At 67.1% G+C, this 19,872-nt stretch carries 18 protein-coding genes; 8 read left to right on the top strand and 10 right to left on the bottom strand.

What is annotated here, in order from left to right:
- Window positions 1–32 precede the first annotated feature (32 nt).
- Window positions 33–167 (bottom strand): entericidin A/B family lipoprotein, encoded by a 135-nt coding sequence (locus HWX22_RS23980; RefSeq protein ID WP_059449563.1) that lies wholly within the window; start codon window positions 165–167, stop codon window positions 33–35.
- 234 nt (window positions 168–401) lie between these two features.
- On the opposite strand from HWX22_RS23980, the gene HWX22_RS23975 reads away from it, so the two are divergent.
- The 6 genes from HWX22_RS23975 to HWX22_RS23950 all read left to right on the top strand — a co-directional run bounded on the left by HWX22_RS23975 (window position 402) and on the right by HWX22_RS23950 (window position 7,119).
- Window positions 402–1,697, top strand: coding sequence for an aspartate carbamoyltransferase (locus tag HWX22_RS23975; RefSeq protein WP_059819392.1), 1,296 nt, complete (start codon window positions 402–404; stop codon window positions 1,695–1,697).
- 440 nt (window positions 1,698–2,137) lie between these two features.
- A complete protein-coding gene (locus HWX22_RS23970; RefSeq protein WP_175916532.1) occupies window positions 2,138–4,381 on the top strand; it encodes a TonB-dependent siderophore receptor in 2,244 nt (747 codons plus the stop codon).
- Window positions 4,382–4,384: 3 nt separating this feature from the next.
- The gene (locus HWX22_RS23965; RefSeq protein ID WP_175916531.1) at window positions 4,385–5,140 is read left to right on the top strand and encodes a tetratricopeptide repeat protein; all 756 of its coding nucleotides are present in this window, start codon (window positions 4,385–4,387) and stop codon (window positions 5,138–5,140) included.
- On the top strand, window positions 5,137–5,820 hold the full coding sequence (locus HWX22_RS23960; RefSeq protein ID WP_175916530.1) for a Fe2+-dependent dioxygenase: 684 nt from the start codon (window positions 5,137–5,139) through the stop codon (window positions 5,818–5,820). The genes HWX22_RS23965 and HWX22_RS23960 overlap by 4 nt, the downstream gene beginning before the upstream one ends.
- Before the next feature lie 370 nt (window positions 5,821–6,190).
- Window positions 6,191–6,775 (top strand): nucleotidyltransferase family protein, encoded by a 585-nt coding sequence (locus HWX22_RS23955; protein ID WP_059526676.1) that lies wholly within the window; start codon window positions 6,191–6,193, stop codon window positions 6,773–6,775.
- 200 nt (window positions 6,776–6,975) lie between these two features.
- Window positions 6,976–7,119 carry a hypothetical protein gene (locus tag HWX22_RS23950; protein ID WP_006752960.1) on the top strand — a complete coding sequence of 48 codons (144 nt, stop codon included), beginning with the start codon at window positions 6,976–6,978 and terminating at the stop codon, window positions 7,117–7,119.
- 28 nt (window positions 7,120–7,147) lie between these two features.
- On the opposite strand, the gene HWX22_RS23945 is transcribed toward HWX22_RS23950, so the two are convergent.
- The 8 genes from HWX22_RS23945 to panE form a co-directional block, all read right to left on the bottom strand.
- Entirely contained in the window at window positions 7,148–7,906 is a 759-nt protein-coding gene (locus HWX22_RS23945; RefSeq protein WP_175916529.1) for an SDR family oxidoreductase, read from the bottom strand.
- Window positions 7,903–9,450, bottom strand: a complete 1,548-nt coding sequence (locus tag HWX22_RS23940; protein WP_175911575.1) for an FGGY-family carbohydrate kinase — start codon at window positions 9,448–9,450, stop codon at window positions 7,903–7,905. The genes HWX22_RS23945 and HWX22_RS23940 overlap by 4 nt, the downstream gene beginning before the upstream one ends.
- A 34-nt stretch (window positions 9,451–9,484) precedes the next feature.
- On the bottom strand, window positions 9,485–10,573 hold the full coding sequence (locus HWX22_RS23935; RefSeq protein ID WP_059819399.1) for an alcohol dehydrogenase catalytic domain-containing protein: 1,089 nt from the start codon (window positions 10,571–10,573) through the stop codon (window positions 9,485–9,487).
- A gap of 46 nt (window positions 10,574–10,619) precedes the next feature.
- Complete coding sequence (locus tag HWX22_RS23930) at window positions 10,620–11,627, bottom strand: ABC transporter permease (protein WP_175911576.1); 1,008 nt, start codon at window positions 11,625–11,627, stop codon at window positions 10,620–10,622.
- Window positions 11,614–13,134, bottom strand: coding sequence for a sugar ABC transporter ATP-binding protein (locus tag HWX22_RS23925; RefSeq protein WP_175911613.1), 1,521 nt, complete (start codon window positions 13,132–13,134; stop codon window positions 11,614–11,616). Before HWX22_RS23925 ends, HWX22_RS23930 begins: the two co-directional genes overlap by 14 nt.
- Before the next feature lie 62 nt (window positions 13,135–13,196).
- Window positions 13,197–14,138, bottom strand: coding sequence for an ABC transporter substrate-binding protein (locus tag HWX22_RS23920; protein WP_175911577.1), 942 nt, complete (start codon window positions 14,136–14,138; stop codon window positions 13,197–13,199).
- 118 nt (window positions 14,139–14,256) lie between these two features.
- On the bottom strand, window positions 14,257–15,216 hold the full coding sequence (locus HWX22_RS23915) for an AraC family transcriptional regulator (protein WP_059819402.1): 960 nt from the start codon (window positions 15,214–15,216) through the stop codon (window positions 14,257–14,259).
- Between the two features lie 296 nt (window positions 15,217–15,512).
- Window positions 15,513–16,451 (bottom strand): 2-dehydropantoate 2-reductase, encoded by a 939-nt coding sequence (gene panE / locus HWX22_RS23910; protein ID WP_175916528.1) that lies wholly within the window; start codon window positions 16,449–16,451, stop codon window positions 15,513–15,515.
- A gap of 258 nt (window positions 16,452–16,709) precedes the next feature.
- Between panE and HWX22_RS23905 the strand changes: the two genes are divergently transcribed.
- A complete protein-coding gene (locus HWX22_RS23905; protein WP_059526701.1) occupies window positions 16,710–18,263 on the top strand; it encodes a methyl-accepting chemotaxis protein in 1,554 nt (517 codons plus the stop codon).
- Between the two features lie 28 nt (window positions 18,264–18,291).
- Here the strand turns inward: HWX22_RS23905 and HWX22_RS23900 are convergent, their stop codons facing one another.
- A complete protein-coding gene (locus tag HWX22_RS23900; RefSeq protein WP_175911579.1) occupies window positions 18,292–18,969 on the bottom strand; it encodes a response regulator transcription factor in 678 nt (225 codons plus the stop codon).
- Window positions 18,970–19,342: 373 nt separating this feature from the next.
- Here HWX22_RS23900 and HWX22_RS23895 point away from each other — a divergent pair, with 373 nt between their 5' ends.
- Window positions 19,343–19,834, top strand: coding sequence for a hypothetical protein (locus HWX22_RS23895; protein ID WP_059468385.1), 492 nt, complete (start codon window positions 19,343–19,345; stop codon window positions 19,832–19,834).
- The last annotated feature ends 38 nt before the right edge of the window (window positions 19,835–19,872 follow it).

Below are 19,872 nucleotides of genomic sequence, written 5' to 3'. Positions count from 1 at the left end.
CCGGCGCCTTCTGCATTCCGGAATCCGGTGGCTTACTTGGCCTTCTCGGCCGTATCGCTAATTGCCTGACCACCCTTCGAAATGTCCTGCCCCATGCCTGCAACGGTATTGCAACCGGCGAGCGCGGCGGTCACCACCAGCAGCACTGCAGCAATCGTACGCGTCATTCTCATTCTCCTTCGAGTCAACATGCCCGACCGGGCGAATCGTATGCGGCGTGGCGCCCTGCGGCTCGCAGGACACGGGGCCTGACCTGATTATACGGAGACGGCCGCCGCGCGCCAGTGTTCGCCGGGCCGGGCGTAACCCAGGCCACACGGGCCGTCGCGCAGATTTTCCTTGACTTCGGCGGGCCTCGAACTAATATACGCACCGCGTATATTTCTCATCAGGTGCCGCCGATGACCGTTCCCCAACAAGCCTTCCTGCGCGACGCGATGCGCCGCCTCAACATGACCCGCGAAGCGTTCGCGAACCGCATCGGCGTAAGCCGTCGTGCGCTGGACACGTGGCTGTTGCCCGACGACTCGCAGGAATCGCGCGGCATGCCCGAGATCGTCGAGCGCTTCGTGTCGGAAATCGTCGAACGCCCGGCACCGGATGGCGGAGACTATACGCAAAGCGTAGAAAAACAGGGGCTCGCGAAGCAATTCCTGTTCGAAGGCAAGCCGCAACTGATTTCCGTGGACCAGTTTTCACGGGATTCGGTCGAGGCGCTGTTCCGCGTCGCCGACGTGATGCAGCCGATCGCGCGCCGCCACAAGATCTCGCGCGTGCTCGAAGGCGCGGTGCTCGGCAACCTGTTCTTCGAGGCCAGCACGCGCACCCGCGTGTCGTTCGGCGCGGCTTTCTGCCGGCTCGGCGGCTCGGTGTGCGACACGACCGGCTTCACGTTCTCGTCGATGGCCAAGGGCGAATCGATCTACGACACGAGCCGCGTGATGGCCGGCTATGTCGACGCGCTCGTGATCCGCCACCCGGAGAAAGGCTCGGTTGCGGAGTTCGCGCGTGCGACCAACCTGCCGGTGATCAACGGCGGCGACGGCCCGGGCGAGCACCCGAGCCAGGCGCTCCTCGATCTCTATACGATCCAGCGCGAGTTCTCGCGCCTCGGCAAAATCGTCGACGGCGCGCATATCGCGCTCGTCGGCGACCTGAAATACGGCCGCACCGTGCACTCGCTCGTCAAGCTGCTCGCGCTGTACCGCGGGCTCAAGTTCACGCTCGTGTCGCCGCCGACGCTCGAAATGCCCGCATACATCATCGAACAGATCGCGACGAACGGCCACGTGATCGAGCAGACGAACGACCTCGCGGCCGGGCTGCGCGGCGCGGATGTCGTCTATGCGACGCGGATCCAGAAGGAGCGCTTCACCGACGAGTCGTTCGAAGGCTACACGCCGGATTTCCAGATCAACCAGGCGCTCGTCGACTCCGTCTGCAAGCCCGACACGCTGATCATGCACCCGCTGCCGCGCGACAGCCGGCCCGGCGCGAACGACCTGTCGGTCGACCTGAACCGCGATCCGCGCCTCGCGATCTTCCGGCAGACCGACAACGGCATTCCGGTCCGGATGGCGATCTTCGCGGTGCTGCTCGGCGTCGAGAATCTGGTTCAACATTCGATGCGCGACGCCACATGGCGCCCGCCGGCGTACCTCGGGCCGGAGGATGCGGTGTTTCACGGGATCGATTGACCCGCGGACGTAACACACGCAACGCGCCGTCTTCTACGGCGCGTTTTTCATTTTCGATGCGGATGATGCGGGCGCGGCCGGCCCCGCGTCAGCTGCCCCATGGATCGATCACGCGCAGGCCCGCCGCTTCGAACGGCGCGACGTCGTGTGTGGCCACGACACCCTGTTGTTACTCTGAACGAACGAAGATGCGACCACTGTAATCGGTCCGCCACGCCCATCACACTCGGCCATTCGGCCATCCTGCCCCTCCCCGCAAGCGTTCAAGCCCTCTGCAACATTCGTCAACATTCTCATCACAAATGCGAACAAGAACGCTTCTCATTTAAAGAAAAATTACATAGAATGCCGCCTGAAAACAAATCGTAATAATTCCCGGCGGCGTGCACATTTCCGTAGCGCGTCGTTCCAGGGGCCACACTGCGAGGTCGAAGCGCATCATGAAGTCCCGTCCTGAAGAGCTGAAGCTCGGCAAATTCACCACCCTGTGCAGCGTGCTCGCCGCGAGCCCTGCGTTCGCCGACGGCACGCCGCCGCCCGCACCGGTCAGCACCGAAGGCCATCTGGCGCCGATCGAGGTCCAGGGCAAGGCCGAGCACAGCTACAAGGCCGACTTTTCCGCCTCCACGAAATTCACCGCGCCGCTCGTCGACACGCCGAAGTCCGTGACCGTGATCCCGCAGGAGCTGATCCAGAGCAGCGGCGCGGCAACGCTGACCGAGGCGTTGCGCACCGTGCCGGGCATCACGTTCGGCGCCGGCGAAGGCGGCAACCCGCTCGGCGATCGTCCGTTCATCCGCGGCTACGACACGCAAGGCAGCATGTTCGTCGACGGGATGCGCGACACGGGCGCGACCACGCGCGAGATCTTCAACACCGAGCGCGTCGAGATCACCAAGGGCTCCGACGGCGCATACGGCGGCCGCGGCGGCGCGGGCGGCAGCATCAACCTGATCACGAAAGCGCCGCACCTCGGCACGACGGCGGCCGCGAGCGCCGGCCTCGGCACCGATCGCTACCGCCGCTTCACCGCCGACGGCAACTGGCAGTTCGCCGACCACGCGGCGTTCCGCCTGAACCTGATGAGCCACAACAACGACGTCGCGGGCCGCGACGCCGTCAACAACGAGCGCTGGGGCGTCGCGCCGTCGATCGCGTTCGGTCTCGGCACGCCGACGCGCGTGACCGCGAGCTACTACCACCTGTCGACCGACGACATGCCCGACGGCGGCATTCCGTACTTCTACACGACGTCGAACAAGCCTGCGAACGTCGACACGATCTATCCGGCGCCCGTCGACCGCCACAATTTCTACGGCCTGATCGACCGCGACTTCCGCAAGACCACGTCGGACATCAGCACGATCAAGATCGAGCACGACATCACGCCGAATCTGACGGTGCGCAACACCACGCGCTACACGGAGTCGACCCAGGACTACATCTGGACGCAGCCCGACGACAGCCAGGGCAACGTGGTCAACGGCAAGGTCTGGCGCCGCAACAACAACCGCAACAGCTCGGTCAACAGCCTCGCGAACCTGACCGAACTGTTCGGCGAATTCCGCACCGGCCCGTTCAAGCACAGCTTCTCGACCGGCATCGAGCTGTCGCGCGAATGGGGCAAGCGCGATTCGTACACGGTCGCGACCGACAAGGGCACCATCTGCCAGCAAGGCATCGGCGCGCCGTCCGGCTACAACTGCACGAGCCTGTGGTCACCGAACCCGAACGATCCGTGGGCCGGTTCCGTCACGCGCAACAACGACTATGCGCATGCGCGCACCACGACCAAGTCGATCTACGGCTTCGACACGATCGAGCTCACGCCGCGCTGGCAAGTGAACGCCGGCGTGCGCGTCGACGACTATTCGACCCGCTTCACCGACACCAAGGCCAACGGCAGCAAGACCTACACGCGCGACGACACGCTCTTCAACTGGCAGGCCGGCCTCGTGTTCAAGCCCGCGCAGAACGGCAGCATCTACGCGTCGTATGCGACGTCGTCGACGCCGGCCGGCATGCTGCTCGGCGAAGGCAGCGAATCGCAGTCGCTCACGCCGGGCCGCGGCGGCGTCGGCCCGAATGCCGATCAGATGGCCCCCGAGAAGAACCGCAGCATCGAACTCGGCACGAAGTGGAACGTGCTGAACGACAAGCTATCGCTGACCGCCGCGCTGTTCCAGATCGACACGACGAATGCACGCGTGACGCTGCCGAACAACCAGTACGCGATGGTCGGCAACAAGCGCGTGCAGGGCCTCGAACTCGGTGTCGCCGGGCAGATCACGAAGCAGTGGCAGGTGTTCGGCGGCTACACGTACATGAAGAGCGAGCTGCGCGACAACGGCAAGGATGCCGCGAACAACGGCCACCGGTTCCCCAATACGCCGAAGCACAGCCTGACGATGTGGTCGAACTACGACGTGACGCCGAAATTCACCGTCGGCGGCGGCGCGTTCTACATGTCGGAAGTGTTCGGCGATCCCGCGAACCTGCGTGCGGTGCCGTCGTACTGGCGCTTCGACGCGATGGCGCAATACCGGATCAACAAGAAGCTCGACCTGCAGCTGAACGTGAACAACCTGTTCAACCGCACGTACTTCGATCAGGCGTATCCGGCGCACTACGCGTCGATCGCGCCGGGCCGCTCGGCGTTCGTCACGCTGAACGCGCGCTACTGATCGATGGAAACCGTCTCGCTGAAGGCGCTCGCGTCGGTGTCGCCGCGCGCGTTCGCCGACATCCTGGCCGGCCCGCCCGAGCGCGCCGTCGCGTGGGTCGCGGCGGCTGCCGACAACGGGATCGTCGACGCGCAGGCCGTCTACGGCCAGTACCTGCTCGACGGGCACGGCGTCGCGCGCGATCCGGCCGCTGCATTCGGCTGGTTCCGGCATGCGGCGCGGGCCGGTCACCCGATGGCGATGAACATGCTCGGCCGCTGCTACGAGTTCGGCTGGGGGACGGCCGCCTGCGCGCCGGTGGCCGTGTACTGGTACCGGCTCGCCGCGCAGGCCGGCCTCGACTGGGGCATGTACAACCTTGCGACGGCGCTCGCGCTCGGCAACGGCGTCGCCGAGGATCGCGCCGCCGCGCTCGACTGGTTTCGCCGCGCCGCCGCGCTCGGCCATGCGAAATCGATCAACCTGATCGGCGGCTTCTACGAGGACGGCTGGGTCGTGGCCGTCGATGTCGACGCCGCGTTCGACCACTATCGCCGCGCCGCCGAGGCCGGCGATTTTCGCGGCCAGTTCAACTACGCACGGCTGCTCGCCGATCGCGGGCGCGTCGACGAAGCCCTCGTCTGGTTGGCGCGCGTGCCGGCCACCGCCACCCCCGCGTTCGTCGCGAAGATGCGCGCGTATCTCGCGTCGTCGCCGCTCGACGCGTTGCGCGCGGCGGCGCTGCAATTGCCGTCTCATGGCATGGAATCCGAATCATGATGCTTCATATCCCCGGCGTGCTGACCCAGGCACAGGTCGCGCAATGCCGCGAGATGCTCGATGCCGCCGACTGGGTCGACGGCAACGCGACGTCCGGCACGCAGTCGGCGCTCGCGAAACGCAACCGGCAGTTGCCGGAAGGTTCGCCGGTCGCGCGCGCGGTCGGCGATGCCATCCAGGATGCGCTGGCCCGACATCCGCTGTTCTTTTCGGCGGCGCTGCCGCTGAAGGTGTTTCCGCCGCTGTTCAATCGCTACGAAGGCGGCGAGGCGTTCGGTACGCATGTCGACAACGCGATCCGGCTGCTGCGCGGCACGGATTTTCGCGTGCGTAGCGACCTGTCGGCGACGTTGTTTCTCGAGGAACCGCACGCGTACGACGGCGGCGAGCTGTGCGTGGAAGATACGTACGGCGTGCATCGCGCGAAGCTGCCGGCGGGCGATCTCGTGCTGTATCCGGCGTCGAGCCTGCATCGGGTGACGCCCGTGACGCGCGGCGAGCGTGTCGCGTCGTTCTTCTGGATCCAGAGCATGGTGCGCGACGACGGCGATCGCACGTTGCTGTTTCAGCTCGATACGCAGATTCAGGCGTTGTCGGCGGAAAAAGGCGCGAAGGATCCGATGGTCATTTCACTGACGGGGATTTATCACAACCTGTTGAGGAAGTGGGCGGACGCGTAGTCGCGGCGATCACGCCCGCTATGCACGCGCCATGCGCAAGTGCACGGGCCATCGCCCCGCTCCCCGCGCGCCAGCATTCATCTAACGAAATCGCCGACGACGGACGACGCGCCTTGCACCGCATTCACCGGCGACGGTTTCATCGATTACCGTCGGAATGGTTGGCATGAGTCGTCCGGCGAGCGCCATTGTGCCGTGATGCAAGTTGAATCACCCGCGATATGACGGCTCGTCGAGGGAACCTTCCGCAACGAACGCCCCCGCCGACATTCTTTCCGACGACAACGCCCCCGCATCGGTAACATCCGCACTTGCCGATCCCCGCCCGCTCCCGCACAATCGGGCCACCTGCCTTCCTCCCCCCGCGCCGATGTCCTATGCGTCACTCGCCACCGGCGTCCTGCTCGCCGGCGGTCTCGGTCAACGCTTCGACCCAAGCGGTCTGCACAGCAAGCTGCTCGCGCTGCTTCCCGACGGCACGCCGGTTGCGGTCGCGGCCGCGCGTCGCCTCGCCGCGGCCACGGCCGACGTGATCGCCGTCGTGCGTCCCGGCGCGGAAAAACTCGCGATTCTGCTGAACGAAGCCGGCTGCCAGGTCGTCTATGCGCCCGACGCGATGCGTGGCATGGGCGCGAGCCTGGCAGCCGGCGTCCGCGCGACGCCGGAAGCAACCGGCTGGCTGGTCGCGCTCGGCGACATGCCCTGGATCGCGGCATCCACCTACGAAGCGGTGACGCGCGCGCTCGACGCCGACGACGCATCGATCGTCGCCCCCGTTCATCGCGGCGTGCGCGGTCATCCGGTCGGATTCGCCGCGCACCATTACGATGCACTGGCCGCGCTCGACGGCGATACGGGCGCCCGCGCGTTGTTCGCGAGCGCACCGGTCAACCTGCTCGGCGTCGACGATCCAGGCATCCTGCGCGACGTCGACACGCCCGCGGATCTGCGCTGACATCGGCGCGCGCCGGCCGCACCGCACATCGTGGATGCCGGCCTTCGCGCGATCCGGCGCGATACCTGCAGAGGCTCGCATGTCGCCGGCAATCGGCATGTCGCCGCGAGAATCCCGCTGCAAACACCCGCCCGATTGCCTATAACGGAGACGAGGCGCGCCCGCCGCGCCACCGCCGCCACGCATTGCGCGAGTTCCCCATGGACCACACGACCCCGATGCCCGAGCCCCCGGCCGACCCGAACCGCGATCCGGAAGACGATCCGTTGTCGCCGCCACCACCGGGGCATCCTCACGACAACCCGCAGCAACCCGACGGACCGCCAAGCAAGGACCCGGTATAGCCGGCATCCGCCCGCGAGCGTCCATCTGCTACCGCGCCGTGTACCCGCCGTCGATCGCCAGCGACACGCCGCTGATCATCGACGCCGCGTCGCTGAGCAGGAACAGGATCGGCTCGACCACCTCGTCCGGCTCCGCGAAGCGCCCGAGCGGAATCGCCGCGAGCATCGGCGCGCGCTTCTCCGGCTCGCTCCACGCGAACTGCGCCATTGGCGTGAGCGTGACGGTCGGGTTCACGCTGTTCACGCGAATTCCGTGCGCGCCGAGTTCGATGCAGAGCACGCGTGTCATCGCGTCGAGCGCCGCCTTCGATGCGCAATAGCTCAGATGCGCGGGCAGGCCGACGAGCGCGGCCTGGCTCGATACGTTGACGATGCTGCCCCGCGCGCGTGTCGCGCCTCGCCCCGCGCGTTCGATCATCTTCCGCGCGACGGCCCGCGCGACCAGCGCCGCGCCGCGCGCATTGACGGCCATCACGCGATCGAAGTGCGCCGCACTCACGTCGAGCGCCGGTTCGAGCGACGCGATCCCCGCGCAGTTGACGAGACCGTCGAACGCGTCATGCACGGCGAGCGCCGCATCGATCGCGAGTTCGTCGCCGCCGATATCGATACGCAAGGTTTCGCATGCGATCTCGCCAGCCAGCGAATCGAGCGCGGCCGCATCGCGCCCCGCCGCGACGACCCGCGCACCGGCATGGGCCAGCGCAACCGCGCAAGCGCGCCCGATGCCGCTCGACGCACCGGTGACGAGCACCCGCGCACGGCTGAAATCGAATCGTGTCTTCATGATGACGCGCGCAGTTCGTGCATGATCGGCTTGAGTGCCGGATACAACGCCGTGTAAAGTGCGAAGCGCGCCGCATACGCATTCGCGCGCGCGGCATCGGGACGCGCGCGTTCGACGAGCGTGACCCAGCCGCCTTGCGCGTCGTCGTGCGACACCAGCCCCGCGCCGACGCCCGCGAGCAGCGCGGCGCCCATCGCGGCTTCGACGTCCTGCTCGATCGTCCACACCGGAAAACCGGTCACGTCCGCGATGATCTGCATCCACAGCGCCGAATGCGCGGCGCCGCCGACGACGATCAACCGGTCGTCCAGCGCCGCCGCGCCGCGCCGGCCGGCCTCGATGTTGTGCCGCAGCGCGAACGCGACACCTTCGAGCACCGCGCGATACAGGTGCGCGCGCGTGTGCGCGAGGCTCAGCCCGACGAATGCGCCGCTCGCCTTCGCGTCCCACACCGGGCTGCGCTCACCCATCAGATACGGCAGGAACAGCACGCCGTCCGCGCCGGGCGGCACGCTTTCGGCCGCTTCCTCGAGCAGCACGTGCGGGTCGCCGTGCGGCAGCAATCGCGCCGCATCGATCTCCGCATGGCAGAACTGATCGCGGAACCACGCGACCGATGCACCGGCCGTGATCGCGCCGCCGAACACGTACAGGTCGCGCTGACCGTTGAACACGTGCGGCATGCTGACGAGCCCGTGCCGCGCATCGACGTGCTGGTTCACGTAGCCCCAGCACATGCTGGTGCCGATCATCGCGACATGCTGGCCGGTGCGCGTCGCGCCGGCCGCGAAGGTCGCGACGGCCGCATCCACGCCGCCCGCGACGACCGGCGTGCCGGCCGGCAGGCCGAGCCGCTCCGTCCATTGCGACAGCAGCCCGCCGACGACGTCGGTCGATTCGACGAGCCGCTCCGGCATCATCGTCGCGGGGATGCCGAGCATGTCGAGCGCATCGTCGGACCACTCGCGGCGCGCGACGTCGTACACGCCGCCGATGTTGCCGGCCGAACTGTGGTCGACCGCGACTTCGCCGGTCAGCAGATAGATCACGTACGCGTTCGGCGGCAGAAAATAACGCACGTTCGCCCACACGTCCGGGCGCTGCTCGCGCAGCCACAGCATCTTGGTGAACCCGTAGTAGCTGTCGACGCCGTTGCCCGTGATCACGCGCAGCCGCTCGACGTTCACGTTCTCGTTCACCCAGTCGACCTCCGCGGTCGCGCGCCGGTCCATCCAGATCAGGCACGGGTGCAGCGGCCGCATGTCGCTGTCGACCGGAATGCCGGAACCGCCATACAGGCTGCTCACGCACACGGCGCGGATCGCATCGGCCGGCACGCCGTGCGCGCGCGCGTCGCTCACGCAGCCCGCGATGCAGTCGAGCACCGCATCGAACCACACCTGCGGCCACTGCTCGGCCCACAGCGGGCGCGGCGTGTCGGGCTGGTAGCCGGCCGAACGGCGCGCGACGATCGTGCCATGCCGGTCGACGAGCAGCGCCTTGGTGCTCTGCGTGCCGATGTCGACGCCTATCACGTATTCCATGATGTCTCCGGTGAGAGATCGCACGAGCCCGCGTTCAACGCGCCGGCTTCAGCAGCACCTTGATCGATTCGGGCGACTTCGCGACGCGGATCGCTTCGTCCCAGTCCTCCAGCGCGAAGCCGTGCGTAACGATGCCTTTCGACGTGACGAGCCCGCGCGCGAGCAAATCGATCGCGACCGGATAACAATACGGCCCCAGGTGCGCGCCGCGCACGTCGAGCTCCTTGCGATCGCCGATGATCGACCAGTCGGCGGTCGTGTCCTCGCCGAACACGCTGAACTCGACGAACCGGCCGAGCTTGCGGATCAGTTCCAGCCCCTGGTTCACGCCGACCGGCGCGCCCGTCGTCTCGATGTACACGTCGCATCCGTAGCCGTCGGTCAGCGCGCGGACGATCTCGCGCGCATCGTCGCGCGTCGGATTGATCGTCACGTCCGCGCCGTATTGCCGCGCAAGTTCGAGCCGCTCGTCGATCAGGTCGATCACGACGAGCTTCTTCGGCGTCTTCAGGTGCGCGACCTGCGTCATCATCAGGCCGAGCGGGCCCGCGCCCGCGATCACCACGACGTCGTCGAGCTGAAGGTCGCCACGGTTCACGGTATGGATCGCGCACGACAGCGGCTCGATGATCGCCGCATCCTCGAGCGACACGCCGAGCGGAATCCGGTGCACGATGGCCGTCGGCGGAATGCGCATGTACTCGGCCATCCCGCCGTCGGCGACCTCGCGCTGGAAGCCGAAGATGTTGTGCACCTCGCACATCCAGTACTGGCCGGACTTGCAGTAGCGGCACTTGCCGCACGGCACGATCTGTTCGGCGATCACGCGATCGCCCAGTGCGACGCCGAAATGCTCGGCCGCGCCGTCGCCGAGCGCTTCCACGTAGCCGAAGAATTCGTGGCCGGGAATCACGGGCGCCTTCACCCACGGGCTCGGGCCGCCCCAGAACATCTTCGCGCCCGTATAGCATTTGCAATCGCTCGCGCAGATCCCGCACGCGGCGATGCGGATCACGAGCTCGTTCGCGCCCGCGCGCGGCTGCGCGACCTGCTCGACGCGGTAATCCTCGGGGCCGTGGCAAACCACCGCGGTCATGCGCGGCTGGGCTTCGGGTGTCGTCATGAGTTGTCTCTTCCGTTGATGATTCGGATGTCTGATGAATGAATCGTTACCGCGACCGTTCGCGGCTGATGTAGATCGCGAGCAGGATGATTCCGCCCTTGATCACGTTCTGCACATACGGGTTCACGCCGATCATGTTCAGCCCGTTGTTGAGCACGCCGAGCAGCAACGCACCGACGAGCGTGCCGAGGATCGCGCCGCGCCCGCCGGAGATCGACGTGCCGCCCATCACGACGGCCGCGATCGCGTCCAGTTCGAAGCCGACGCCTGCGTTCGGCTGCCCGCTCATCAGGCGCCCGGTCAGCACGATCGCGGCAAGCGCCGACGTGAGCCCGGCCAGCGTGTAGACGATCAGCTTCACGCGCGCCACGCGCACGCCGGTGAGCCGCGTCGCCTGCTCGTTGCCGCCGATCGCATACACGTAGCGGCCGAACGGCATGCGATCGAGCAGCAGCCACGCGATCGCATAGACGACCAGCATGATCAGCACCGGCGCCTGGATGCCGAGCACCTTGCCACTGCCGAAGAACGCGACCCAGTCGGGCAGCCCGTCGATCGGATAGCCGCCCGTATAGATGAGCGCGAGGCCGCGCGCGATGCCCATCGTCGCGAGTGTGACGATGATCGGCGGCATCCCCGCGAACGCGACGAACACGCCGTTCAGGAAACCGAACCCGAAGCCCACCGCGATGCCGATCGCGAGCGCCGCGACCGCATTCACGCCGGCGACCATCAACCCGGCCGCGAGCGTACCGGACAACGCCATGACCGAGCCGACCGACAGGTCGATCCCGCCGGTCAGGATCACGCAGGTCATGCCGACCGCGATGATCGCGTTGATCGACACCTGGCGCAGCACGTTCTCGAGATTCGCGGCGGACAGGAAGCTCGGGCTCGCGATCATCATCGCGATGCACACGACGATCAGCCCGACGAGCGGATAGAACAGCGTCGAGCGCCGCAGTTGCGTCCACATCGCGCGCGGCGGCGGCATCTCGCCGGCCGCGGCCGCGAGTGTCGGGGAAGACGGGGAAGAAGAATCATGCAGGTTCATGGGTCGCTCCTCGCGTGCCGGCCGTGGCATGGGTCATGACCGTGTCGGGATCGATCTCGTCGCCTTCGAGCGTCGCCTCGATGCGGCCCTGCCGGAACACGGCGACGCGATCGCACATGCCGACGATCTCCGGCAGCTCGGACGAGATCATGATGATGGCGTAGCCGCGCGCGGTGAGTTCGCGCATCAGCCCGTAGATTTCCGCTTTCGCGCCGACGTCGATGCCGCGGGTCGGCTCGTCGAAGATCAGCACCGTCGCGTGATGATTCAGCCAGCGCGCAATCACGACCTTCTGCTGGTTGCCGCCGGACAGCGTCGCGACCTCGGTGTGGATCGACGGCGCCTTCACGCCGACGCGCCGCATCACGTCGTGCGTCGTGCGCGCTTCGCCGCGTCGATCGATCAGCCAGCGGATCGACCGGTACTTGCCGAGGTTGTTCAGCGAGATGTTGTCGCGAATCGAGAACGACGTGACGAGCCCTTCCGTCTTGCGGCTCTCCGGCAGAAGGCCGATGCCCGCGCGCAGCGCGTCGGCCGGATCGGCGAGCTTCGCCGCCGCGCCGCGCACGCGCACGTCCTTGCGGTGCGCGCGCGTCGCGCCGATCACCGCGAGCGCGGTCTCGGTTCGGCCCGAACCGACGAGCCCCGCGAAGCCCAGAATCTCGCCCGCATGCAGCGCGAAGCGGTTGACCGGGCCGTCGCGCTCGATCTGCAGCGCCTCGACTTCGAGCACGGCGGGCGCATCGGCGGCGCGCGCCGGCTTCGGCGGGAAGCTGCTTTCGAGCCGGCGGCCGACCATCATCCGCACCAGCTGCTCGACGTCCGTGCGCGCGACGTCGGTGGTCGCGACATACTGACCGTCGCGCAGCACCGTGATGCGATCGCACACCGCGAAAATCTCGTCGAGGTGATGCGAGATGAAGATCATCGCGACACCCTGCCGCTTCAGCTCGCGCATGATCGAGAACAGATGTTCTGCCTCCGCCGGCGTGAGCGTGGCGGTCGGTTCGTCGAGGATCAGGATGCGCGCGTCGAGCGACAGCGCCTTGCCGATCTCGACGAATTGCTGCTGCGCGACCGACAGCGTGCGTAGCGGCGCGTCGAGATCGATCGTCACGCCGAGCCGCGCGAAGATGCCGGCCGCGACGCGCCGCATCCGCGTGCGATCGCGCACACCCCAGCGGGTGCGCAGCTCGCGGCCGAGGAACAGGTTGTCGACGGCATCGAGGTGCGGAATCAGGCTGAATTCCTGGAACACGATGCCGACACCGGCCGCGACCGCGTCGTGATAACTCGCGAAATGCCGCGCGCTGCCGTCGATCTCGATCGTGCCGGTATCCGGCTGGTGGATCCCGCAGAGGATCTTCATCAGCGTCGACTTGCCGGCCCCGTTCTCGCCGAGCAGCGCATGAATCTCGCCGCGCGCGATCTCGAGGTGAATGTCCGACAGCGCCTTCACGCCCGGAAAGCTTTTCGTGATGTGACTGAGCGTCAGTATCGTGTCCATCGGCTTCTCCGTGCGAAGGGCGTCGGCCGGGCCGCCGCCCTTCGCGTAGCGTTGCGCGTCGCTCACCAGCTGAATCCCTTCGCATTGCCGCGATCGACGACCTTCACGTCGACCGGAATCGCTTTCGGCACCGTCGCGCCCCACTTGCGCGCGATCGCGATGCCGAGCGCGATGCGCACCTGATCGGCCGGGAACTGCGCGGTCGTCTCGATGAACTTCGAGTTCGGCTTCTGGATCGCGGCGATCGCCTCAGGCGCGCCGTCGACGCTAGTCAGCTTGATGTCCTTGCCCGATCCCTCGATCGCGGCGAGCGCGCCCATCGACCCGCCGTCGTTCACGCTGAAGATGCCCTTCAGGTTCGGATGCGCGGAGATCATGTTCTCCGTCACCGACAATGCGGTCGCGCGCTCCTGCTTGCCGTTCTGCGTGTCGACCAGCTTCACGTTCGGGAATTTCGCGAGGCCGGCCTTGCAGCCGCGTACGCGTTCGAGAATCGGCACGACCGGAATGCCGTCGAGGATCGCCACCTCGCCGCTGCCACCGATCGCCTTCGCGAGGTATTCGCACGACATCACGCCCGCGTCGTAATTCTTCGAGCCGACAAACGAATCGACCGGGCCGTTCGCGTTCGCGTCGACGGCCACGACCACCGCGCCGGCCTTCTTCGCCTGCGTGATCGCCGACTGGATGCCGGTCGAATCGGTCGGATTCACGAGCAGGATGTCGATCTTCTTCTGCAGCATGTCCTCGACGTCGCTCACCTGCTTGCTGACGTCGTGATGCGCGTCGGTCACGACGACCTGCGCGCCGATCGACGCGGCCGCGTCGTTCAACGCCTTCTGCATCGTCACGAAATACGGGTTGTTCAGCTCCTGGAAGGTCATGCCGATCCGCAGCGGCGCCGCATGCGTGACCATCGGGAACCAGGTTGCGACAGCTGCCGCGGCAACGGCCGCGATGCGTGCGGCGCGGCGGCGGGATGAAGCGGGCGATGCGTGCGTCATGACGGTGTCTCCGGATATGTGCGGTTTTTTCGTGGGTGAGCGAGCCCCTCGCGACGCGAACGGCGCGATGGGCTGGGTGAAACGGCAAGGAAAAGTCAGTCGGGAGAACGCCCGGCGATCATCCGGGCTGCGGTACGAGCCCGCGTGCATCGGGCGTGACCACGCGCGGCGGCATCGGGTTGCCGGTGGGCGCCGCATGCAGCGCCAGCTCGCGGCTGCGTGCGTTCAACCGCTGCAGCGCGCGAAATTCGGTCGGCGCCATCCCCTTCACCGCGCGAAACTGGCGATTGAAGTTGGACACGTTGTTGAAGCCGGCCTGGAAGCAGATGTCGGTGATGTTTGCGTCGTCGGCGAGCAGCATCTGGCATGCGGATTCGATCCGCAGCCGGTTCACGTACTGGACGAACGGCAACCCGGTATGGCGATGGAACGCGCGCGAGAATGCGCTGACGCTCTGCCCGGTCAATTGCGCGAGATCGGATTCGCGCAGCTCGGACGCGAGATTCTTGCCGATATACGACAGCGCGTGGCTGAGCCGCGTGGGCGTCACGTGCGCCTGGTCGTACGCGGGGCTTGCGAGCAGCGTGCGTTCGGCCGCGCCGCACAACCGCTCGAGGATCGTCATGAACAGCGCGATGCGACGCATCCCGCGCGCGGTCAGCAGCTCGTCGAACAGCGGTGCGATCGCGGCGCTCGTGTCGTCGTCGAAGCCGACGCCGCGCCGCGCGTCGTCGAGCAGCGCCTGCGCGTCGCGGCATTCGGGAAACGCGTCCATGCAGCGGCGCACGAACGACGGATCGAACTGGATCACCAGATTGCGGCGCTCGACGGTTTCGCCTTCGGCCATGTCGCTGACCCAGTTGTGCGGCAGGTTCGGGCCGAGCAGCACGAGATGGCCGGGGCCGAACGAGCCGATATGATCGCCGACGAAATACTTGCCGCTCGTCGCGACGATCAGGTGCAGTTCGAATTCGGGATGGAAATGCCAGCGGATCGTGCGGTACGGATAGCCGTGCGACCAGACCTTGAACGACTCGTCGCGTCGCACGTCGACCACTTCCAGATCGGGATGCATCATCCTGGCGTCTCCATTCCCATGTCTCGCTGGCCGGGCCGCTCGGCGGTTCGCCTCGTTCGCCGCGTGAGTCGTGCGGCAACGCGACCGGTCGCATGGGAAGCAATGTAGGTCGATCGCGTGCGCGGCTCCACCAACTTTACGCCTGATTTTCGATACTTTTTTGCGGGTTGCAGGTAGAAAGGGGCGCGAAACGCAAAATTGTGCAGTGCGGCACCCCGCCGCCCGAGCGCCGGCGGGACGTACGCGCGCACCGCAACACGGCCGCCAGGCGGGGTCGACGACGGCCGCTGCCGCGGCTACGCCGCCGCGCTTTCCCGCGCGACACGCACCTCGTACGCCTTCAGGTGGTTGTACGCGATCCGCAGCAACGACAACGCATCCGCCGCCTGCGGGTCGCGGCGCGCAAGCAGGTCGCCGATCACGTGATCGGCTTCGACCCGTGCGCGGTTTTCGACGTCGCGCAGCATCGACGCGGTCAGCGGCGACGGCGTCAGCACCATCCGCTGCATCCGCTCGACCGCGGCGGAATCGGGCCGGTAACCGTTGTGCGCGGCGATCGCGCTGCATTCGTCGAGCATCGTCTCGAGCAGGCGGCGGCCGTCCGGCGCGGCGAGAATGTCGCCGATCGAACCGCGAAACAGCGACGTGCTCGCCGCGAGCGTCGCGAGGAACACCCACTTGTCCCACATCCGCGCGGCGATGTCGTCGCTGAGCGTCGCATCGAAACCCGCGCCGCCGAGCACGTCGGCCACCGCGCGCACGCGCGCCGATTCTCCGCCGGCGAGTTCGCCGAACGACAGCCCTGCCGTGTCGTTCAGATGCACGATCCGCTGCTCGCGATCGAGCGTCGCCGCGATCACGCACAGGCCGCCGAGCACCTGCGCGGCATCGAACCGGTCGCGCAGCACGTCGAGATGGCGCATCCCGTTGAGCATCGGCAGGATCAGCGTCGACGGCCCGACGAACGGCGCGAACGATGCGATTGCATCGTCGAGGCTGTATGCCTTGCAGCTCAGCAGCACCAGGTCGAACGGCGCGGCTGCGTCACTCGCGCGCAGCGTCTGCACGTTCGCGAGCGTCAGGTCGCCGCGCGGGCTGCGGATGACGAGCCCGTCGCGCGCGAGCGCGGCCGCCCGGCCGTCGCGCACCAGAAACGTCACGTCGCGCCCCGCCGCCGCGAGCCGGCCGCCGAAGTATCCGCCGACCGCGCCGGCCCCCACCACCAGAATTCGCATCGTTGCCTCCTTTCGGGTTGGTTCGACGCCGCCGCCGTTCGCCCGACCGTCGGGGCACGACGCGCAACCGCCATCGCCCGACAGTATAGCGACGCCGAATATGTATATGCATAGATACCCGCACCGCGCGCGGCGGTATCGAGCCGCCGCTGTTTCTAAGGGATTTCCCGCCTACGGCAACGTCCGTTTCACGCCGTCAAAGAATTATCCCGTCACGCCGTTCCGGCGCGCTTGTTCGACCGACCGACCTCACTACCCATGCGCACCCTTTCCCTGAACCAGAAACTCGCCTCGATGATCGTCATCCTGTGGCTCGGCCTGCTCGTGATCGCCGGCATCGGCGCATGGCAGACGCGCGCATCGATGATCACGGATCGCCGCGACCAGCTTGCGTCGCTGGTCGCGCAGGCGACGAACGTCGCCGACCATTACTACAAGCTGTCGCAACAGAACGCATTGCCGGAAGCCGACGCGAAGCAGAAGGCGCTCGAGGCGATCGCGGCGATGCGCTACGGCACCGACGGATATGTCTCGATCAACGATTCGAAGCCGGCGATCGTGATGCATCCGATCAAAACCGAGCTCAACGGCAAGGACGTGTCGAATTTCACGGATCCGAACGGCAAGCATCTGTTCGTCGAGATCGTGAAGGCCGGCAACGTGGACGGCGGCAAGGGTTTCGTCGAGTATCTGTGGCCGAAGCCAGGCGCCGACAAGCCGCAGGACAAGACCAGCGCGGTGCAGCGCTTCGCGCCGTGGGACTGGTATCTCGTGACGGGCATGTACATGGACGACGTGCGTTCGGCCGTGCTCGCGAGCGTCGGCCGCTGGCTCGCGATCACGGCCGTGCTCGGCGCGATCGCGACCGCCGTGATGGTGCTCGTGCTGAAAAGCGTGCGCGCGAACCTCGGCGGCGAGCTCGAAGTGGCGCTCGACGCCGCGCAGCGTATCGCGCAGGGCGACCTGACCGCGCGCGTGAGCGTGAAGCAAGACGACCGCGGCAGCCTGCTGCATGCACTGCATACGATGCAGAACGGGTTGATCGACATGGTGTCGCGCGTGCGGACGGGCACGGAGAACATCAACGTCGGCGCGAGCGAGATCGCGTCGGGCAACACCGATCTGTCGCAGCGCACCGAGGAACAGGCGGCCGCGCTCGTGCAGACCGCGTCGAGCATGGACCAGATGACCGCGAACGTGAAGCAGAACGCTGACAGCGCCGCCCAGGCCGCGACGCTCGCGGGCCAGGCCGCGCAGGTCGCGACGCGCGGCAGCGAGGTGGTCGACGATGTGGTGCGGACGATGAACGAGATCACCGACCGCTCGCACAAGATCGGCGACATCATCGGCGTGATCGACGGCATCGCGTTCCAGACCAACATCCTCGCGCTGAACGCGGCCGTCGAAGCGGCGCGCGCGGGCGAACAGGGCCGCGGCTTCGCGGTGGTCGCGGCCGAGGTGCGCTCGCTCGCGCAACGCTCGGCGACGGCCGCGAAGGAGATCAAGTCGCTGATCGTATCGTCGAACGAAACTGTCGAACACGGCGCGACGCTCGTCACGCACGCGGGCGAGACGATGGCCGAGATCGTGCAGTCGGTGCGGCGCGTGAACGAGATCCTCGACGAGATCAGCCATGCGTCGCGCGAGCAAAGCGCGGGGATCGAGCAGGTCAACCGCGCGGTGGGCGAGATGGATCAGGTCACGCAGCAGAACGCGGCACTCGTCGAGGAGGCCGCGGCCGCCGCGCATTCGCTGCGCGACCAGGCCGAGGCGCTGCGCGACGCCGTCACGCGATTCGCGTTGCCGGCCTGACGTCGCCTCGTCCGCGCGTCTTCCACGCTTACCCCGCTCCGCCCGGCCGGCTCAGGGTCATGAAACCGCCGAACCCCATCCCGGCCGCCCGCTGGACCAGCTCGATGTCGTTGGTCGCGCCGAGTTTCTTCATCGCGCTGATCTTCTGCGCGCTGACCGTCTGCTTGCCTTTGTTCAACCGCTGCGCGATCGTCTTGATCGGCAGGCCGGCCAGATAAAGGCGCATCACCTCGATCTCGCGCGTCGACAGTTTCACCGATGCCTGGTCGTGCTCGGCGACCGCATCGAGCGCGCGCCGGACGAGCGGCGACTGATAGCGCCCGCCGCTGTAGCTCGAATGGATCGCGGTGACGATGTGACCGACTTCGTCGAACTTGCTGACGAGGCTCGCGCCGCCCTTCGCGAGAATCGAGCGAAAAATCACCGGATTCTCGTTCCCCACCAGCGCGACGACCCCGACGTTCGGGCGCGTGCTGTGCAGCCAGTCGAACAGTGCGATACCGTCCATCTGCACGTCGCCGCGAATCGGATAGTCGACCAGCACGATGTCGCAGTCGACGCTGCCGAGCGCCTCGATCAGATCGCCCGGGGTCCGGGAGACGCCGACCAGATCGATCGCGCACGCGTCGCCGGCAATGTGCTCCATGCCCGCGAGCGTCAGCGGCGAGTCGTACGCGAAAACAGTGCGAATTCTGAATTTCCCCATGCGCAGTCCCAGAAGTTTCGCCGGGCCGCACGTCGCGGAATGCGTGCGCGGCGGATCGGCATTGAATCAACGTTTGGGATATTTTTATCCCGGACATCATTCTAGGCAGCAACGCACGGCCGGGATATGGGGCGCCGTCTGAATTGGTCCGTGCTTGCGTGATACGAGTTTGATATCGGCGCCGGTCAGACCGTCCGGCGGCAGCCGGGGTCGGCCGGACGGCCGACGTTGCGGGTCGCGCGGGCCGCACGGACGGCCCGCGGGGTAAAATTGCGGCCTTTGCATGCCACTCCGGGCGACCGGCCAGGGGCAGCGCGCCATTCCCGGCCGCGCGCCCGCCCGTTCGCCGGCTGCCCGTACTCCCGCTTTTCCCATGACCGAATCCGATCTGCAATCCGACGACACCACCATCCACGAAGACGGCCTCTGGCGCGACAACGGCTGGACGGCCCGCATCATCAAGAATGAGGACGACGACGGCTGGGCCGTCGAGATGATCAAGGACGGCGAAGCCGAGCCCGCGCTCGTCGGCCCGTGGACGATGGGTCGCGACAAGAAGAATCCGAAGCCGATGGACGCGAACGCGTTCCGCACGCTGGTGAAGACCGCGACCGAGGTGTTGATGCGACACGAGCAGCAACGCCGTGCGATGCTGCACAAGGAAGTGACGGTGCAGGACGACGACGGACAGGATGTATCGGTCACGCTCGACATCGTGCCGGACGAGTTCGAGCCGTATGCGCAACTGAAGGCGTTCGACCCGTACGGCGAGCTGCTGGCCGACGCGAAGGTCTCCGCCGGCTTCAAGCTCAACAAGGCCAGTGCCGCACGCTGGGTCGAATCGGGCTTCGAACGGCCGGCCTGACGCCACGGGCCGGCGCCCGCGCGATGCCGGCCACCTGC

The sequence above is a fragment of the Burkholderia sp. BCC1638 genome (assembly GCF_902833195.1).
GTDB lineage: Bacteria > Pseudomonadota > Gammaproteobacteria > Burkholderiales > Burkholderiaceae > Burkholderia > Burkholderia diffusa.
Note: the sequence above shows the minus strand (reverse complement) of the source record. Positions and strands in the feature narration are given on the sequence as shown.

Excerpts from the sequence above, each read along its gene's own strand:
- HWX22_RS23980 (WP_059449563.1), bottom strand. The coding sequence starts at position 167 with ATGACGCGTACGATTGCTGCAGTGCTGCTGGTGGTGACCGCCGCGCTC.
- HWX22_RS23975 (WP_059819392.1), top strand. The coding sequence starts at position 402 with ATGACCGTTCCCCAACAAGCCTTCCTGCGCGACGCGATGCGCCGCCTC.
- HWX22_RS23970 (WP_175916532.1), top strand. The coding sequence starts at position 2,138 with ATGAAGTCCCGTCCTGAAGAGCTGAAGCTCGGCAAATTCACCACCCTG.
- HWX22_RS23965 (WP_175916531.1), top strand. The coding sequence starts at position 4,385 with ATGGAAACCGTCTCGCTGAAGGCGCTCGCGTCGGTGTCGCCGCGCGCG.
- HWX22_RS23960 (WP_175916530.1), top strand. The coding sequence starts at position 5,137 with ATGATGCTTCATATCCCCGGCGTGCTGACCCAGGCACAGGTCGCGCAA.
- HWX22_RS23955 (WP_059526676.1), top strand. The coding sequence starts at position 6,191 with ATGTCCTATGCGTCACTCGCCACCGGCGTCCTGCTCGCCGGCGGTCTC.
- HWX22_RS23950 (WP_006752960.1), top strand. The coding sequence starts at position 6,976 with ATGGACCACACGACCCCGATGCCCGAGCCCCCGGCCGACCCGAACCGC.
- HWX22_RS23945 (WP_175916529.1), bottom strand. The coding sequence starts at position 7,906 with ATGAAGACACGATTCGATTTCAGCCGTGCGCGGGTGCTCGTCACCGGT.
- HWX22_RS23940 (WP_175911575.1), bottom strand. The coding sequence starts at position 9,450 with ATGGAATACGTGATAGGCGTCGACATCGGCACGCAGAGCACCAAGGCG.
- HWX22_RS23935 (WP_059819399.1), bottom strand. The coding sequence starts at position 10,573 with ATGACGACACCCGAAGCCCAGCCGCGCATGACCGCGGTGGTTTGCCAC.
- HWX22_RS23930 (WP_175911576.1), bottom strand. The coding sequence starts at position 11,627 with ATGAACCTGCATGATTCTTCTTCCCCGTCTTCCCCGACACTCGCGGCC.
- HWX22_RS23925 (WP_175911613.1), bottom strand. The coding sequence starts at position 13,134 with ATGGACACGATACTGACGCTCAGTCACATCACGAAAAGCTTTCCGGGC.
- HWX22_RS23920 (WP_175911577.1), bottom strand. The coding sequence starts at position 14,138 with ATGACGCACGCATCGCCCGCTTCATCCCGCCGCCGCGCCGCACGCATC.
- HWX22_RS23915 (WP_059819402.1), bottom strand. The coding sequence starts at position 15,216 with ATGATGCATCCCGATCTGGAAGTGGTCGACGTGCGACGCGACGAGTCG.
- panE (WP_175916528.1), bottom strand. The coding sequence starts at position 16,451 with ATGCGAATTCTGGTGGTGGGGGCCGGCGCGGTCGGCGGATACTTCGGC.
- HWX22_RS23905 (WP_059526701.1), top strand. The coding sequence starts at position 16,710 with ATGCGCACCCTTTCCCTGAACCAGAAACTCGCCTCGATGATCGTCATC.
- HWX22_RS23900 (WP_175911579.1), bottom strand. The coding sequence starts at position 18,969 with ATGGGGAAATTCAGAATTCGCACTGTTTTCGCGTACGACTCGCCGCTG.
- HWX22_RS23895 (WP_059468385.1), top strand. The coding sequence starts at position 19,343 with ATGACCGAATCCGATCTGCAATCCGACGACACCACCATCCACGAAGAC.